Origin of the sequence: Nostoc sp. (assembly GCF_036919495.1) — a bacterium.
Classification (GTDB): domain Bacteria; phylum Cyanobacteriota; class Cyanobacteriia; order Cyanobacteriales; family Nostocaceae; genus Nostoc.
This window is the reverse complement of sequence record NZ_JBALBZ010000030.1, coordinates 1-16,262: the sequence shown is the minus strand read 5'-3', so window position 1 is coordinate 16,262 and position 16,262 is coordinate 1. Positions and strand designations below refer to the sequence as shown.

The following is a 16,262-nucleotide window of genomic DNA, read 5'->3' as shown; positions in this document are numbered from 1 at the left end:
CAGTGTCAATAGTGTGAGTTTCAGCCCGGACGGCAAAACCATCGCCACGGCATCAGATGACAACACAGCGCGGTTGTGGACGCTCAACGGGCAACTGCTACAAGAATTCAAAGGGCATCAAGGCAGTGTCAATAGTGTGAGTTTCAGCCCGGACGGCAAAACCATCGCCACGGCATCAGATGACAACACAGCGCGGTTGTGGCCTGTGCAGAATTTAGACCGATTGCTGGTGCGGGGTTGCAATTGGCTGCATGATTATTTGAAGAATAGCCCGAATTTGAATGAGAGCGACAAGCGTCTCTGCGATGATATCAAGTGAAAGCCATTTAGTATTATTACAGGCGATGCCTACGGCGGTAAACTAGGCTATATTTTTAACTTGTTGATAAATTGCGATCGCAAGTTGTTTGGATAAGCCATGAGCTTACGATTAATTAACCCAGCTACCTAGTTCATGAAGTCCAGTTGCTTCAAAGTCGATCGGTTCTCCGTCGATTAACTCGTAATTATTCTAACTAGCTCTACTGATGGGCTGCCGCCTTAGACTACTGGCTTTGGTTCCTCCCAAAGAAAAGGAATTTTTCATATTGTGTTATTATATAGCCCAATAATTCTCGCCTTCAGGTAGGGTGAGGATTTCAACGCCATCTTCAGTTACAGCTAGTGTATGCTCACATTGAGCAGAAAGTTTGCGATCGCGCGTGACAGCAGTCCATTTATCGCCCAGAACTTCGACTTCGTAAGTACCTTCATTAATCATTGGCTCAATAGTAAAAACCATCCCTGGTCTGAGGCGCTTGCCCTTACCGCGTGTACCATAGTGGGGAACATCCGGCGCAGTGTGAAAAATGTTACTGATGCCGTGTCCAACGAAATCTCGCACTACAGAAAAGCCTTCTCCTTCAGCATACTCTTGAATAGCTGCACCAATGTCGCCAATGCGTCCCCCAGGTTTCACTTCAGCAATACCCAAGCGCAAACACTCTTCTGTCACCTCTACCAGCTTTCTCGTTTTTGCCGAAGGTGTACCAACAAAGAATGTCTTAGATGTATCGCCGTGATAACCTTCAACAATCGGCGTCACATCAATATTAATAATGTCACCTTCTTTGAGAATTTGCTTGGCATTGGGAATGCCGTGACAAATTACCTCATTTACACTAGTGCAAATTGATTTAGGATAGCCTTTATAGCCAAGGGGTGCGCTTTTTGCTCCATGCGCTTGCGTCCAACGTTCCGCTTCATCATTTAGTTCAAGAGTGCTAACTCCTGGCTTCACGAACGGTTCGAGATGCTGGAGAAGTTTAGCTGCTAAACGCCCCGCTTGACGCATTTTGTCTAATTCTCGTTGGGATAAAATAACAATTAGTTCGGTTTTCATTAACTTTTATCTAGATATCTTTCATAAACATAGTTAACCCTGTTTTTGCTGCTCTTTGGGCAGCCTCAGCAACCTTTAGGGTATACAAGCTCTCCTCTGGGGTAACGTACAAAGGAGTGCCATCAAAAAGATGGTCTAAAACCATACTCGTGTCTTTGGCGAACAAACCCCGGCGAGGGCCAACCTCTATAGGTGTTGTTTCCCCTGGCTGGATGAATATTCCGGTGTCACCATCAAAAATTAGACCACCTTTTTCACCGTGAACTTCAAACTTGCGTTCTGATTGCCAAATACTTTCGCCTTTGCCATAGACTACTTGGGCTAAAAGTCCACTGTCAAAGCATAGTTCACTAGTGCAGAAACAGGTTTGGTAATATTCCGGTTCTATTTCCCAATATCGCTGGTGACAGTTAACTGTAAATACTTTACCAAATAAATCTGTGAGACGATGTAGGCGAGACAAAGCACCAATTAAGGGAAAACCGAACAACTCGTGGTTATAAGTCCATTTACGGGGTGCAGGATTTTGGGGATTGATGGTGCTGTAGCGAACATAAAAAACTTCACCAATTTTGGCTAAGTTTTGCTTCAAGGCTTGATGCAAACCACCCAAAAGTTCTAGGTGTTCAACGTGCAGGAGTTTTTTTTGTGCTTTGGCTAAGGCAATCAGTTCTTCTGCTTCGACTACATCCAACGACAAAGGATATTCTACAACCACATGTTTGCCGTTAGTCAGGGCTGCACGAGCGATCGCACCATGATCTCGATTAATAGTAGAAATCACCACTAAATCTATATCTTCACGCTCTACTAGCTCTTGCCAAGAACTCAACGCTTCAATTTGGTACTCTTTGGCAAAGGTTTCTGTTGTTTCTGTGGTATGACCAACAGCTGCAATTAACTGCGATCGCATTCCCTCATTATGGAGCAATGCCTCAGCTCGAAACTTTGCCGCATACCCAGTACCTACCAAACCTACACGCACTTTTGCTTTTTCCAAAGCTGCTTCTGAATTATACATGATCCTCACTAGTTATGTTTTTGATTCTTTCACCCTTCTAGTGGTGAGATTCTCTCTTCATTAGGAATCAAATCACTTCACCAGTTTAGACTTTACAACATTCGTACTAGGGCATGTTTTCAAAACTATAACCACAAAATAATCAAGACGATGGTGCAGTTAATGTCTTCTGTTGTGTCCGTTATGCCTCAATACGCTTGGGTTAAGGCTAAAATTCTTTATCAAAGTCAAATTTTTTAACGTAGACGCTGCATCGGCTTGCCGCAGGCTACCGCAGAGGTAAAGAGGGAATAGAGAGAAGAAAATGCCTAACCCAAACGTATTGCGCTATGCCTAGCTTACTTTTGAGTAGGGATACGCCAAGGCTTTTCTACGAGAGGCTACGCTAACGCACTTAAATGTACCAAAAAGGCAGAAGACAGAAAGCATTCCTTCTGCATCCTGCCTTCTGCCCTCTGCCTTTTTTGGTAAGTCCTACAAAATACAGGTAGCATTAATCCTATTCATATTTTTTATCCCTTAATATAATTTTTTCTAATTACAGCCTGACTAGGGGCGGAAATAATATAAATAAAACTTATCAGGATTAAGCAACTAAATTTCATTACTAATCGGGTTCAATTTCCAGTCACATCGTTTAATTTTTCTCTTAGTATCAGAATTGAAGCAAATTTGAACGAGCGGCTAATCCCACAGAACAGCCGTGACCTTTGCCTAAAGATAACTTATACTGCCGTTTGCAAAAGAGAGGATTACTCAATGCCAACTTATAAAGTGACACTAAAGAACGAAGCTGAAGGGCTGAATGAAACAATTGATGTTGACGACGATACCTATATTTTAGACGCTGCCGAAGAAGCTGGTTTTGACCTGCCCTACTCTTGCCGCGCTGGTGCTTGCTCGACCTGTGCAGGTAAACTCGTATCGGGTACTGTTGATCAAGGTGACCAGTCATTCTTAGATGACGATCAAATACAAGCTGGATATGTACTGACTTGTGTTGCTTACCCTACCTCTGACGTGACAATCGAAACTCACAAAGAAGAAGAACTCTACTAAGAGTTAGGCCCCTCAACAATAAATCTCTTGCAAGAGTAAATAATGTTGAAAAAATAGAAGCACCGTATCTAGTGCCAATGCCCTCTCAATGCCATATCTATAAAGCGACTTTGACAAAAAGCCTAATTTCGTGTTGAGCAGGAACACAGTAAATTTTGTGTTCCTGCTTGATTTTTTCAGTATGGACTTTTCCGATTAGCTTAAAGTTTAGTCTCTTTGCTGAAAATCTGAATCTGAGTACCAGGATAGTAGAATTGGAGAATTTTTGGACTTGACCAACCTAATTTAGCTAAATTTTGAGCGCCAGTTTGACTCAAGCCGACTCCATGTCCTAATCCACCCCCAATAAAAGCGTATCCCCAAAGATCGGGTTTTCCTTTATTCAGGGGTTCTATGTAAAATAGCGTACTCCTAGGAGCAGCAAAGGCACTACGAACTTCGTCTTTGTGGAGAACAAAGGTGCTGTTATCAGTTTTGACGGCAAGTTCAAGGATACGCCCACTCTGGCTTCGCTTCACTACTGCCATAGCCTGAATTGTCTTAAATTTGGCATAGGGGCTGTTTTTCACCTGCAAAAATTTCTGCAAGTCCTTGGTAATATCCTTTAAAGGGGTTTCCTTATGCCAACGAAACATATCCCACTTGCTTTCATTAAATCCTTGTTGGATATTAATAAATTTTTGGAAGTTCTTTTCATCTGCTAAACTCTGCTTAGACAAGTCCCAAAAGTTAGTTGCAGCATCCAGTACAGGGCGCAGATAGGGACGATCGTCACCATTCCAGACATCGCTGAAGGAGGCGGTAACGCCACCAGTAGTGGAAGAATAAAGGGCATCTACTAGTTCGTTTTTATAGGTTACTACCTTACCCCTGGTTGAGGCGATCGCTTTGTCTGTTTTGGCGGCCGCTCCATTCAGCCCATAATAAACTTGGCAGTGAGTATCAGCACATAACTGATAGTTATCTGCTGCAAACCTGCGTAAATTTCTTAAAACATAAGTTCGAGCCAGAATTGCTTGGGCTTCTAGCGCAGCTGTTGGTGCATCTGTGCCTATTTCGTAAGGCACAACCCCACGCAAATAAGTTTCTAAAGGAACTTGGTTAACTAAAGTGTATGTGCCATAAGCATTTGGCTGCAAATTCATTCGCCCAGCATAAAGACGAGCAAACTCCTGTTTTTCGCTTTTATTCACCCGAATCAAGTTTTTATCAGTACTAATTTCCAAATCATTTGGGCTATAGCGCTTACCATCCACCACCCAACTAACTCGCGGTACTTGTTTTAAAACTTTAGTATCAAGATATACTTTTTCTTTTGTAGAAGCTTGGATGTTTTGCAATAGCAACCGCCGCAGTAAAGGAGTGCTATAAACATCTCGTTTTGCCCAAACCTGCCAGCGTTCTGGCTGGGCTATTTCCACTTCCATTCCTTGAGAACGCCATTTATTAGCGCTGTCTTCTGCACTTTCAAAGGTGCGGTATGTGCCTAAAACTACCACTTCCTCAACTGTTGGCTGGGGTAAAGCTTGCATGACTGTTTCCAGCTTTACAGGATTCTTGGTTACCAAGGTTTGCTGCTTGTTGCCCGCAAGAAATTTTAGCTTTAAGCGATCGCCTTTTGTCGGTTCTAGTTGCAGCTTGGCTGTGGGTTGTGAGCCAAATCGCTGCACAATCCCAATTTTCAGTTCCATACCCTGAATGTTACTCTCAGGCGCTGATGCAGCAGTTAATCCCAATAGACAAAATGTGGTCAACACAGTGTGGGAAAAACGCCAAAGCGAAAATTTCATAGCTACCTGATAGCGTACACCTACGGGAAAGCAAGCTAGCAAGAGCGTCTCCAAGATTTGCGATCGCAAGTAATCGATCGTTTTCTGCCCCTTAATGCGGTGTTGGAGCTGATTTTCCGATTGCTTTGTAGTGCGGTTTTTTTGTCGCATGAGTGCTCCAATGATACCATTAGCAGTTTTGCCCAAAGTGGTTGCAAAACGTAGTCATAATGACTATGATTTATTTAGAGACACAAAACAGAACTAGTTGGATAAACTTCTTTATGGTTAGAGTCCAAGAAATTCCATTAAATCAGATAAAACGGCCATTGCCTCGTGCAAACGATCCAAATAAAGTGCAAGCTTTAATGGAATCGATTGCGGAGATTGGGCAGCAAGAACCTATAGATGTCCTAGAAGTAGATGGACAATATTATGGCTTTTCTGGTTGCCATCGGTATGAGGCTTGCCAGCGTTTAGGCAAAGAAACCGTTTTAGCCAGAGTTCGTAAAGCACCCCGCAGCGTTTTAAAGATGCACTTGGCGTAGAGAATGAGAGTAGGGGGTAGGGAGTAGGGAGTAGGGAGTAGGGAGTAGGTAGGGGAAAAATTCCTCTCCTCTGCACCCTGCCCCTCCGCCTCTTCTGCCCATGCCCAATTCCCAATCCCCAATTACATATAACCTAATTAGGAGAAAATTATGTCATCGAAAGTAACAGTCAAAAATGTAAATATAGGCATTGACGAGGCGAGTAGGGCTAAAATTGCCGAGGGTTTATCTCGCTTGTTGGCTGACACTTATACACTTTATCTGAAAACTCATAACTTCCATTGGAATGTAACGGGGCCGATGTTTCAAACATTGCATTTGATGTTTGAGACACAGTATACAGAATTAGCTTTAGCAGTTGATTTAATTGCCGAGAGGATTAGAGCGCTTGGCTATCCTGCACCGGGAACCTACAGCGAATATGCCAAACTGAGTTCGATTCCAGAAACTCCCGGCGTTCCAAAAGCTGTGGAAATGATCGGTTTACTAGTGGAAGGACAAGAAGCCGTAGTCCGAACTGCACGCTCTATTTTCCCTGTGGTAGAGGAAGTTAACGACGAACCTACGGCCGATTTATTAACTCAACGGATGCAAGTACACGAAAAGACAGCTTGGATGTTGAGAAGTTTACTGGAAGAATAGGAACTAGGGACTGGGGACTAGGAACTAATAAAGACTTAATTTTTTTTGCCAATACCCAATCCCCAGTCCCCAATCCCCAATTCCCGATGCCCAATTCTCAATTCCCAATGCCCAATTCCCAAAAATTGCAAGATTTAATGCAACAGGCAGGGATTCCTAGTTTCAAAGCGCTGAGTCGCGCTGCTGGTGTCTCAAAGCATCAACTTTTGCGGTTACGCCAAGGAAAGCTAGAGCAGATGCGGGTAGATGTATTGCTTAAGCTGTCGCCAGTGCTACAAATCTCATTGAATGAATTAATCGCAACTTTTTCAACCGTAGAGTTGTTACAAGAGAAAGCAGCGCCCACTCAGGAATTATTAGAAGAAATTGCAGATTTAAGAAAAGAGTACCAGCGATCGCAACTTCAATTAGAACAACAGCGAGAAATATTACTACAAGAACTCCAGCAGTCGAGTTTGCAACTGCTGGAGTCTTTATTATTGCAATGGCCAACCGCAGCGCAGAAAGCGCAGGAGAATCCCCAGCTAGCAGCAGTCAAAATAGTACCGTTGGTGCAAAAACCTTTAGAAAAGCTTTTAGAGGCGTGGGGGGTAGAAGCGATCGCACCCGTAGGGGCAGAATTACCTTATGATCCCCAACTGCACCAATTGATGGAGGGAACTACACAACCTGGAGAATTAGTCAAGGTGCGCTACACTGGCTACCTTCAAGGTGAAAAGCTGCTTTATCGAGCTAAAGTAAGTCCTCTTAGAGAGAGCTAGAAGGCAAATTTTCGCCTTCCTCTAATACCCTTATTTAAAACCTTATATTTGTTGGCGTAATTCCCCCCTGCCTAAAATCTGCTAGCGGCCTCCCTGCCTCAGCTACAAAACCGCTTATTTGAACCCTACTGCTGCTAAAACCAAGTTTTTTTGCTAAAGTTTCTGAATCTAGACAGTAATTATTGCAATTATGTAAGTAATCAGACATAAATAAATGTAAATGCTAATTACTATCATACAAAGCTGCACATTAATTTCCTCAGACTGGAAGTCTGGGTTATATAAACAAAGCCAGCCTTTGCAGGCTATTTTGATAATGTTTATTGAACAAATTTCAGTTTTGCAAAAATCTTTAGCAAATTATCCGTAAATCTTAAATTTTTACTTGTAGTTGAATATTAGGCTCTAAAGAGAAGATGTATATCCATTATTCTTAGTTAGTCATTTGTTAGTAAATAGTCAGGCAATATTTAGTTAAATAAAAATTAGTTTTTGATTAACAATAAGATAAAAATATTTATAGTTTGTCCTTACTTATTCTTCTGGTATCACTTATCAATAAATATTCAGCAGCAAAGGATGATTTTTACTTGTAAGCATTTTTAATTTTCTATGAACGGTATATAATAACAAAATCAAAGCATCATTTACACAAATCAGCATGACATAATTATGATAGAACAAGTGAAAATTATTAAGCTCGCTGGGAACTTAAACGCCACAACTTCACAAGATTTTCGACAAAATATTACTGAAACTTTAAAATTGGGTACAAAAATTGTGTTAGTTGATTTCCAAGATGTAACATTTATGGATAGTTCCGGTTTGGGGGCTTTGGTATTAGCTTTTAAAACCTTGCGGGCAGCAGATAGTAAGCTTGTTTTATGCTCAATTAATGAGCAAGTCAGGATTTTATTTGAACTGACTAATATGGATAAAGTATTTGAAATATTTCCTAGCCAAGACGCATTTAATCAGGTTTTAGTCTCAAATACTTAATTAATCAAACTTAATTTGCAAGATAGATAAATCATCATCAAAAGCATCTTTGGAGTTCAGAGCGATTAAATAACTCAGTACCTGATCGAGCTGGCAATCAACCGGATTTTGTAAGCTAACTAGTAGCTGAATAAAAGCATCCAAACTCCAAAGTGTGCCATCTGATTTAGTGATTTCATAAGCACCATCACTAAAAATGTAAAGAGTACTGAATTTTTCAATATTGCAAAATCCATCAACATATTTTGCTTCTGGAAACATCCCAACTGGCATACCGGGGGTTTTCAAGAGTTTAACTTCAGATTTTCTTGGAGACGTGCCAGTTACTAAAACTGCTGGTGGATGACCTGCACTAGCATAAATTAACTGGCCGTTGGTTCGGTTGTAAACTCCATACCAAATTGTAAAGTATTTGTCATTTTGATAATTCATCTGAAACGTATCATTCAAAGCCTTCAACACCTCGCTAGGTTGATAATAATTTAGGCTTTTGAGGGCACGGGAACGTAGCAGATTTAGCACTGAAACAGAGGGAAGAGTAGCTTTGAGTCCATGTCCGGCAGTATCAAGTAAGTAAATTGCCAGATAATCATCATCAAGCCAATAGTAATCGAAACAGTCACCGCCAAGTTGCCGCGAGGGAATGAATCGGAAATTTATATTGAAGGGTTCAGTCATGGCAAAAGGCAGTAGCGATCGCACATATTCTGCGGCTTCTGACATTTCTGATTCTAAAAGCAACTTTTGAGCCTGCAAATCTCTACTCAACTGATGCAGACGTAATCCCGCTCTTACCCGTGCTTGTAATTCATTATGCTCGATAGGTTTAGAAATAAAATCATCAGCGCCAGCATCTAGACCTTTGACGCAATCGGCAACCGAATCTAAAGATGTTAATAAAATAAAGAATGTAGTGGAAAAGTTAGGCTCTTTCTTAATGTGCTGGCAGACTTCCAGACCAGTTAACCCCGGCATGATCCAATCACAAATAATTAGTGCTGGACGATAAGCCAATGCCTTTTCTATTCCTTCTTCACCGCTACTAGCAGTAACTATCTGATAACCCTGCTTTTCCAGCATCCTTTTCAGAAGTATTCTTATTGAATAATCATCATCAATTATTAATATTTGAAACATAAAAAATTTATTAGATATTAATTAATAAAATATTGCTATTGCTCTAAAAATAGAAAATAAAAATAGTTTATCGGCTAATGAGTTAGTAGTATATGTATATTAATACTACTAACTCATTTCTATTTTTCTGTCGAATTCTTGACTTTTCAATAGTCATAAAACATTATGGAGGTGCAAGAGGGTTTACCCACAATAGGATAGTATTTTTTAGCTGGTTTAAGTCGCGGTATGCTTCTTGTTTGAACCATTGCCCTAAGGCATCAAAGGGGGTAAAAGATGTTCCAGTTTGCCATTTAATGTCTTGACCTAGAGGTGTTGTATGAGTTCCTGGTAACGTTTGTGTTGTCACCATCTGATCAAAGCGTTCTTGCAAGATTTTGGTTAAAGCTGCGGATTGGTCAATGGTGTCATTGCTAAATTTTATTAATAAATTGCGCCTGATGTCATAACGCTCTTGGACAAGCTGGTTAGTTTCCAATGGCGAGGGAGTAAACTCGATTTTAAAAGTAGAATTGAACTGTTCTACTAAGGGGATAGCTTCTTTGGCGGCGTAGTTGTTGAAGGATATTAAAATATTGCCTGCGCGTTCTACTTTAAAGAGACTACCAATCAGCAAGTGAAGTTTACACCCCATACTGTGCCCAATGCCATAGATGGGGTAGTAAAGCTTGCGTAATGCCCCAGAATCGTGTAAACGTTCGAGGGTGCGGTCAAAGTTTAGCAGCGCAGATTTTGCGATCGCAGTATGATCCAAGGTATTGACGAAAGGCGTAGCAATTACAACATAACCTTTACTTGCCAATTGTTCGAGTAACCAGCGATAAGTGATGTGCGGTGCAGTGGCGACAAATGCACCTCCTAAAAAATGGATGATACCTATAGGATTTCGGGGAATGATTACCCAGTTGCCTCTGACTTCTTTCCAGTCCATGCCGATAAGCGATCGCTTTCTTGATATTCTTTATGTTAGACCGGCGATCGCAACTGTGGGAAAGATTATCCAAAAATAAATTTATTTGCTCTGAAACCTCTGTGGCAGGTTGATTTAAATATCTTTCCCTCAGCAAGAACTTCCCCCTGTTCCCCTGTCTATAAAGATCATTACGAATTACAAATTATCTTAGCGCTGAGTCTGTAATCTTTTCATTTCGTGTTGCACATCTAATGCAATCTGTAATGCTTCATTGAGTAATCTTCCATGCTCAGTAGCCTGTTCATTTACTTGCATGGCTGTTAAAGTTGCTAAATTGTTGACGAATAGCTCTGTATTACTAAGGATAAAACTCTTATTTTCTCTCAAAATTCTTTCTGTCTTCAAAGCGCGAACTAAATCTGATTTGGTGAGTTTTAGCGCTTCAATAACACTCTCTCTTTCTTTTATAAGCACTTCTGGATTACCAGCCTCTTCTATTTGGTCATTGATATCTATTGCTCTAATGACAGTATTATATCTTTCAACATCATTTAACAGTATTTGCAGAGAACTTGTCATGTTAATTTTGACAATTTTATTTCTACTTTTCCAAATTAAATATAATATGCTTTGCGTAAAACTGCCAATCCAAACACCTAAGATAATTAATAAAATCCAAGATGGAATTGTTATCCATGATACAAATAATTTTATAAAAATATCAAATAAAAGATAAGCAAAAACAAATGTAGCAAAACCAATAAAAATTACAGTTGCTCCTTCCGAGCTTTTAATTTTTTGAATGTATATTTTTACTAATTTTTTTAGAGGATTTGTAATGATTAAAAGTTGATCATTGACAGGTAAATTAGTCAGCTTTTGCAGTTCATCCTGACTAATTTCCAAGCCCTGTAAATCATCCCGCACAGCTTTTCAATCCTTGCCAGAATAGTTATTTAATCTAATATAGCAATCAATTTTCTAGAATGCTGGTATTTTGTCTAAACTTTTTCAGACAACTTAATACTGCTATACAAGATCAAGATTTTGGTACGATATGATACTCTTTTTGAAGATAACTATTTATACTAGAAAAGTAACAAGAACAAAATAAATCAATTGGCTGTAAATGCAATGAAAATTTAACAGTTTCTTGCCTTGGTCAACAGCCATTTCCAGATTAAAAAATAATAACATAAAAGACCGCAAAAGCTGAGATTTTGCAGCATTATCGATTAGTATCATCGCCCACCCAAAAATAAATTTTAGCGAATTAGAGCTACTATCCACTCAAGTGGACTAAAATCTTTGTACAGTCTTCTTTACTCTCTGTTATTACATTAGTTGCCATCTGTGGTCAACAGCAACTCATCAATTAGGCTCAAACTGCACTCTTCAAACTGGCTGACAAACCTGGAAATGATGTTGGGCAACTCGATCCTTTAACTTATAAGAATGCCAGAGTCTCGCTATCAGACACACTCCAAGCAGCGCTCGAAGTCTCATTTCCCGACACCCGTCAAAAATGAGCCAACTTACAGTAACACCAGACGTATTGGTTAGAAATCCCTTCTGCCCTCTGCTTTTCTTGTTAATCCAATGCTCAAAAACAAGATCCCCCTAGTCGTGTTTTTCATCGAGCTAGGGGGATCACATATGTGGTAGTCTATAAGAGATTCGGTATAGTTCCTTACGACTTGATTCTATAGCCTATATTTCAGTTTGAGTAGTCTTACCATCAGAATTTATAGTATTTTTACACCTTCTTAATCAATGCTTCATCCCTGTTCTTCCTTGGGGAGGAAGTATGTGTAAGTATGACAGTAGGCAATATGCGTCACTTGTCATTTTTGTAGATATCTGTAAAAAGATATGTAACTATGGCAATACGCAATATGCGTTACTTGTAATTTTTGCGGATATCTGTAAAGAATATGAAACTCAAGATTGTTGCTACTGTTGCCCTGTTAGCTTGTTTTGGGTTTGCAGAGCAAGCCCTTGCATCAAATCAGCTAGATTTAGATCAGCTGAAGGCAACAAGTGCCTGTCCTAGATGTAATTTGAGTGGTGCTGACCTAACTAAACTGAATCTAACTGGAGCAAATTTGCGAGGGGCTGACTTGAGTGGTGCTACATTATCTCAAGCTAATCTCACCAATGCCGATCTTACTGGTGCAAATTTAGAAGCTGCGGTTTTAAATTCGGTCAATCTCACTGGTGCTTCTTTAACAGGTGCAAATTTGAAATCAGCATCTCTGGAAAATGCCGATCTGTCTAATGCCGGTTTAATCAGCGCTAATTTGGAAGCAGCAAACTTAAAAGATGCTAAATTGCAGTTTACCAATTTTCGGGGGGCTAACTTCCGACTAACAACTATGGCTAATGGTGTCGTTACCTCCGACAAGCCCTATGGCTGGTCGTTAGAGCATCAAAATCTTAGAACATGTAACGAGTTCAAACCCGAAAATACCTTAGGCACAACCTGTTATTCAAAATAAAGTGGGGCATTGGGCATGGGGCATTGATTATTTCTCCCTCATCTCCCTCATCCTCCCCTGCCCCTTTGCTTCTTCCTTGACTTATCCTTGTATAGCAAAAGCATTTTGTTTGTTAACAGTTCTTTATCATGGGAAAAAAGCCTGTAGATTAATTGAATCGATGCTTACCCATATTAAAGACTTAGCAGCAAAACTAGCGCCCCGCTTAATTGAAATTCGCCGTCACATCCACTCTCACCCAGAACTCAGCGGTCAAGAGTACCAAACAGCAGCTTTTGTGGCTGGTGTTTTATCTTCCAGTGGTCTGCACGTACAAGAAGGAGTTGGCAGAACGGGCGTTATTGGGGAACTGCAAGGCACTAGCGAAAATGACCATTTATTAGCAATTCGCACTGATATGGATGCCTTGCCAATTCAAGAGGGCACTAATTTAGAATATGCCTCTCGTGCAGATGGTATTATGCACGCTTGTGGTCACGATGTCCATACCACCGTGGGGTTAGGAACAGCGATGGTGCTGTCCCAAGTGGCAGAGGAGTTAGGCGGGAAAGTGCGATTTTTATTTCAGCCAGCCGAGGAAATTGCTCAAGGGGCAAGTTGGATGCTGAAAGATGGGGCGATGGAAAATGTTTCAGCTGTATTAGGGATTCATGTTTTCCCTTCTATCCCCGCAGGATCTATTGGCGTGCGTTATGGGGCATTGACAGCCGCCGCCGATGATTTAGAGATTCTGATTATGGGAGAATCTGGGCACGGGGCGCGTCCCCATGAGGCGATTGATGCGATTTGGATTGCTTGCCAAGTCATTACTGCACTGCAACAAGCCATCAGCCGGACGCAGAATCCCTTGCGCCCTGTAGTATTGAGCATAGGTAAGATTAATGGTGGCAGAGCGCCGAATATAATTGCTGATAAAGTGCAGTTATTGGGAACGGTGCGATCGCTCCATCCTGAAACTCGTGCCCATCTCCCTAACTGGATTGAAAACATTGTATCTAATGTTTGCCATACCTACGGGGCAAAATATCAAGTCAATTATCGCCAGGGTGTACCCAGTGTCCAAAATGATTATACCCTAACGCAATTGTTACAATCAGCCGCAGAAGAAGCTTGGAGTAGCGATCGCGTTCAAGTCTTACCCGAACCCTCACTTGGTGCTGAAGATTTTTCTATGTATTTGGAACATGTCCCCGGTTCTATGTTTCGCTTGGGTGTCGGCTATAAAGAAAGAAGCATTAACCACCCATTACACCATCCCCAATTTGAAGTTGATGAATCTGCTATTATTACCGGGGTTGTAACTATGGCATACACCGCTTATAAATACTGTCAGCAAAATTTTTAAACAAAAACTCCCAGCACATCAGCACTGGGAGTTTTTGTTTAACTAACCTTTTTTAGCGGCTATAAAAAGCTCGAAAGCATCCTACACATTGGATTCGCTAACAACACCCAGTTTTTGTTGAATTCGGGTCTTAGCGGCTTTGAATTCAGTAGCTAGTTGCTCACTTTGATCGCTGCTCAAGTTGTTACGAATGGCAGCAAACATTGTGCTTTCTTCTTGACGAATATGGTCGCCAATAATGTCCATCAACTGTTTGATTCTATCTTTGAATTGACTGGTAGAGGGATCGATAGCCTTAATTTCTTCTAACAGGCGCTTCTGTTGAGCTTGTTCGTCAAAAAGTTCTTGAGTGTTATCTTGACCGTAGAAAGGGCGTACACTTGGATAGACTACTTCCTCTTCAGCTTCAGCGTGAGCAGTTAAATCCTTGTAAATTTGACCGAAATACTCTTGGATCTTCTGTGGATTGTCGCTTTGTAAGAGTTCGGTAAATAGGGTATTTACCTTGTTGTGATCCAGGCGGATGACATCTTGGATATTCAGATCGCTTTTGTCGCTGGTTTGGGTAACAGCACTACCTACTACACCACTTACCGCAGCCATAGCGTCTTGAACACGCGCCCAAATTCCTTGATCTGCATCTTGTCCAGTTAATTCACGAACACCCAGAATTTCTAGGATACCTTTGAGTTGTTCTTGATGAGCGCGGTTCTCAAAGTTAATGGTATTCAAGGGCCCGATCGCTAACAAAACATCAGCACCAACTTTTTGAGCAGCCTTGTGAACTATCAAGCCACTCATTACGAGTTGGTGTTTCAGCAATTCATGCTGAGATACTTTTTCATACAGGCTTAATTCAGAACCTTTGAACAATTCACGAGCTTTTTCAATGAATTCTGTAACATTTTTTTTGGGTTCAGCCTGAATGCCATACTGACCAATTACAGTTTCCAGAATGCCAAGATTTTTTTCGTCATCGTTAAGGAAATTGCGGATGCGATCGCCAATCTCGGAATCAAGTCCTTGGCTTAAAAGCGAGCGCTCATTTTCGATAACCAATTGTTGAAGTGCTTTGATACTTGCCAATTTTACAGCAATAGCATTGCGTTTCGTATCATCTAAAGTAGCTACCATCCGTGTTCTCCTCGGCAAAGTGTTCGTAATTCTTACTTGATATAACCTTGACACAGAGGTTAGGGAGATTCCATCTTTCTTTTGAGCGATCGCACTCACAACTGTGGGTAGAGAAACAAAAATTTTCGTTACAATTTCTGTTTTTATACTTTTAGATAGATAATATTTAAATCTGCATTCTATCCTTAGGTAGATAAAATTTTAATAGTAGTTTTATAGTAATATTTTGATTATCGTCGTATTGATAAATCTAAAAAGTTAAATATTAATAATCTAAGATTTCTTTAAGAACGCCTTTTAAATCCACCTCAGTAGGGCGTTTTTCAAATTGCTCGTGGCTATAAATCCACACAAGCTTGATTACACAATCAATTGTATTGACTAAATCCATTAATCTAATTTGTCCCGAAGCGCCTTTAGATACCTTCAATAGCTTGTGAAATGACCATACTTGAGGTAATTCAATCTTTCTAGGTAAAGGTTCGTTACGAGAATTGATAGGATATTGATCTTCAATTAAATCTTCCAAAACTTCTACCATACACTCAACAAAATCCGACCTATAGGCTTTTGCGAGTTTTTTGAAAGAACGGTTGAAATTATCGGATTTTTAAATCGAGAAGGGAGTTGAGCCAGTCACGCACTTCTCCTTTATGAATACGACTGGTTAAAGGTAAGCAAACTTCGGCATCAAGTCTCAATATTTCCGAACCCCTTTTAGAGTGAAGTTTACTCAGGCGATCGCAATGCAGCCTTGACAAACCTCACCGCAATTGTGACGATTACGCTAGAATTGTTAAAGGTTCTTTACAGAGTTTGCCGATCATCCCCAATTCTGTTAAAACAGCCTAGCATTCAAATGTAAATCTTATAAACCCCCTCTAGAGTTCACCAAAAGCTTCTATGACGCTCCCAATTCGCAACGTCGCCATTATCGCCCACGTTGACCACGGCAAAACGACCCTGGTTGACGCACTCCTCAAACAATCCGGCATTTTCCGCGAAGGCGAAGACGTTCCGGATTGCGTTATGGACTCCAACGCCCTAGAACGGGA

Annotated in this window: 18 protein-coding genes; 9 read left to right on the top strand and 9 right to left on the bottom strand. The window is 40.7% G+C overall.

Features of this window, described 5'->3' with window-relative positions; translation table 11 throughout:
• The coding region (locus tag V7K25_RS04210) for a WD40 repeat domain-containing protein (RefSeq protein ID WP_335155357.1) at positions 1-319 on the top strand (319 nt) is incomplete at its 5' end.
• Between the two features lie 276 nt (positions 320-595).
• Here V7K25_RS04210 and map read toward each other — a convergent pair.
• Together map and V7K25_RS04200 are read right to left on the bottom strand one after the other, a co-directional pair.
• Positions 596-1,381, bottom strand: a complete 786-nt coding sequence (map, locus tag V7K25_RS04205) for a type I methionyl aminopeptidase (protein WP_335155355.1) — start codon at positions 1,379-1,381, stop codon at positions 596-598.
• A gap of 10 nt (positions 1,382-1,391) precedes the next feature.
• Positions 1,392-2,402, bottom strand: a complete 1,011-nt coding sequence (locus tag V7K25_RS04200) for a Gfo/Idh/MocA family protein (protein WP_335155353.1) — start codon at positions 2,400-2,402, stop codon at positions 1,392-1,394.
• 759 nt (positions 2,403-3,161) lie between these two features.
• On the opposite strand from V7K25_RS04200, the gene V7K25_RS04195 reads away from it, so the two are divergent.
• Entirely contained in the window at positions 3,162-3,461 is a 300-nt protein-coding gene (locus tag V7K25_RS04195; RefSeq protein ID WP_335155351.1) for a ferredoxin, read from the top strand.
• 200 nt (positions 3,462-3,661) lie between these two features.
• Here the strand turns inward: V7K25_RS04195 and V7K25_RS04190 are convergent, their stop codons facing one another.
• Positions 3,662-5,401: a SpoIID/LytB domain-containing protein gene (locus V7K25_RS04190; RefSeq protein WP_442948059.1), complete on the bottom strand. Its 1,740-nt coding sequence runs from the start codon at positions 5,399-5,401 to the stop codon at positions 3,662-3,664.
• Positions 5,402-5,514: 113 nt separating this feature from the next.
• Here V7K25_RS04190 and V7K25_RS04185 point away from each other — a divergent pair, with 113 nt between their 5' ends.
• From V7K25_RS04185 to V7K25_RS04170, 4 genes are all read left to right on the top strand, one after another.
• Positions 5,515-5,778 (top strand): ParB N-terminal domain-containing protein, encoded by a 264-nt coding sequence (locus V7K25_RS04185; protein ID WP_012410090.1) that lies wholly within the window; start codon positions 5,515-5,517, stop codon positions 5,776-5,778.
• Positions 5,779-5,928: 150 nt separating this feature from the next.
• Entirely contained in the window at positions 5,929-6,420 is a 492-nt protein-coding gene (locus tag V7K25_RS04180) for a Dps family protein (RefSeq protein WP_109009651.1), read from the top strand.
• Between the two features lie 86 nt (positions 6,421-6,506).
• Positions 6,507-7,181 (top strand): nucleotide exchange factor GrpE, encoded by a 675-nt coding sequence (gene grpE, locus V7K25_RS04175; RefSeq protein ID WP_335155349.1) that lies wholly within the window; start codon positions 6,507-6,509, stop codon positions 7,179-7,181.
• A gap of 672 nt (positions 7,182-7,853) precedes the next feature.
• Complete coding sequence (locus V7K25_RS04170; protein WP_335155347.1) at positions 7,854-8,180, top strand: STAS domain-containing protein; 327 nt, start codon at positions 7,854-7,856, stop codon at positions 8,178-8,180.
• On the opposite strand, the gene V7K25_RS04165 is transcribed toward V7K25_RS04170, so the two are convergent.
• From V7K25_RS04165 to V7K25_RS04155, 3 genes are all read right to left on the bottom strand, one after another.
• Positions 8,181-9,317, bottom strand: coding sequence for a PP2C family protein-serine/threonine phosphatase (locus V7K25_RS04165; protein WP_335155345.1), 1,137 nt, complete (start codon positions 9,315-9,317; stop codon positions 8,181-8,183). It abuts the gene before it with no gap.
• Between the two features lie 163 nt (positions 9,318-9,480).
• Positions 9,481-10,248 (bottom strand): DUF1350 family protein, encoded by a 768-nt coding sequence (locus V7K25_RS04160; RefSeq protein ID WP_335155343.1) that lies wholly within the window; start codon positions 10,246-10,248, stop codon positions 9,481-9,483.
• Positions 10,249-10,437: 189 nt separating this feature from the next.
• On the bottom strand, positions 10,438-11,157 hold the full coding sequence (locus V7K25_RS04155; RefSeq protein WP_335155341.1) for a hypothetical protein: 720 nt from the start codon (positions 11,155-11,157) through the stop codon (positions 10,438-10,440).
• 1,007 nt (positions 11,158-12,164) lie between these two features.
• On the opposite strand from V7K25_RS04155, the gene V7K25_RS04150 reads away from it, so the two are divergent.
• Both V7K25_RS04150 and V7K25_RS04145 read left to right on the top strand, forming a co-directional pair.
• A complete protein-coding gene (locus tag V7K25_RS04150; protein ID WP_335155339.1) occupies positions 12,165-12,728 on the top strand; it encodes a pentapeptide repeat-containing protein in 564 nt (187 codons plus the stop codon).
• A gap of 160 nt (positions 12,729-12,888) precedes the next feature.
• Positions 12,889-14,073: a M20 family metallopeptidase gene (locus V7K25_RS04145; RefSeq protein ID WP_335155337.1), complete on the top strand. Its 1,185-nt coding sequence runs from the start codon at positions 12,889-12,891 to the stop codon at positions 14,071-14,073.
• Between the two features lie 81 nt (positions 14,074-14,154).
• On the opposite strand, the gene V7K25_RS04140 is transcribed toward V7K25_RS04145, so the two are convergent.
• The 3 genes from V7K25_RS04140 to V7K25_RS04130 form a co-directional block, all read right to left on the bottom strand.
• On the bottom strand, positions 14,155-15,207 hold the full coding sequence (locus V7K25_RS04140; protein ID WP_335155335.1) for a hemerythrin domain-containing protein: 1,053 nt from the start codon (positions 15,205-15,207) through the stop codon (positions 14,155-14,157).
• A gap of 265 nt (positions 15,208-15,472) precedes the next feature.
• A complete protein-coding gene (locus V7K25_RS04135) occupies positions 15,473-15,748 on the bottom strand; it encodes a hypothetical protein (protein WP_335155333.1) in 276 nt (91 codons plus the stop codon).
• 58 nt (positions 15,749-15,806) lie between these two features.
• Positions 15,807-15,968, bottom strand: coding sequence for a hypothetical protein (locus V7K25_RS04130; RefSeq protein ID WP_335155331.1), 162 nt, complete (start codon positions 15,966-15,968; stop codon positions 15,807-15,809).
• A gap of 142 nt (positions 15,969-16,110) precedes the next feature.
• Here V7K25_RS04130 and V7K25_RS04125 point away from each other — a divergent pair.
• Positions 16,111-16,262, top strand: a 152-nt coding sequence (locus V7K25_RS04125) for a GTP-binding protein (protein ID WP_335155359.1), incomplete at its 3' end; no start/stop codon positions are given.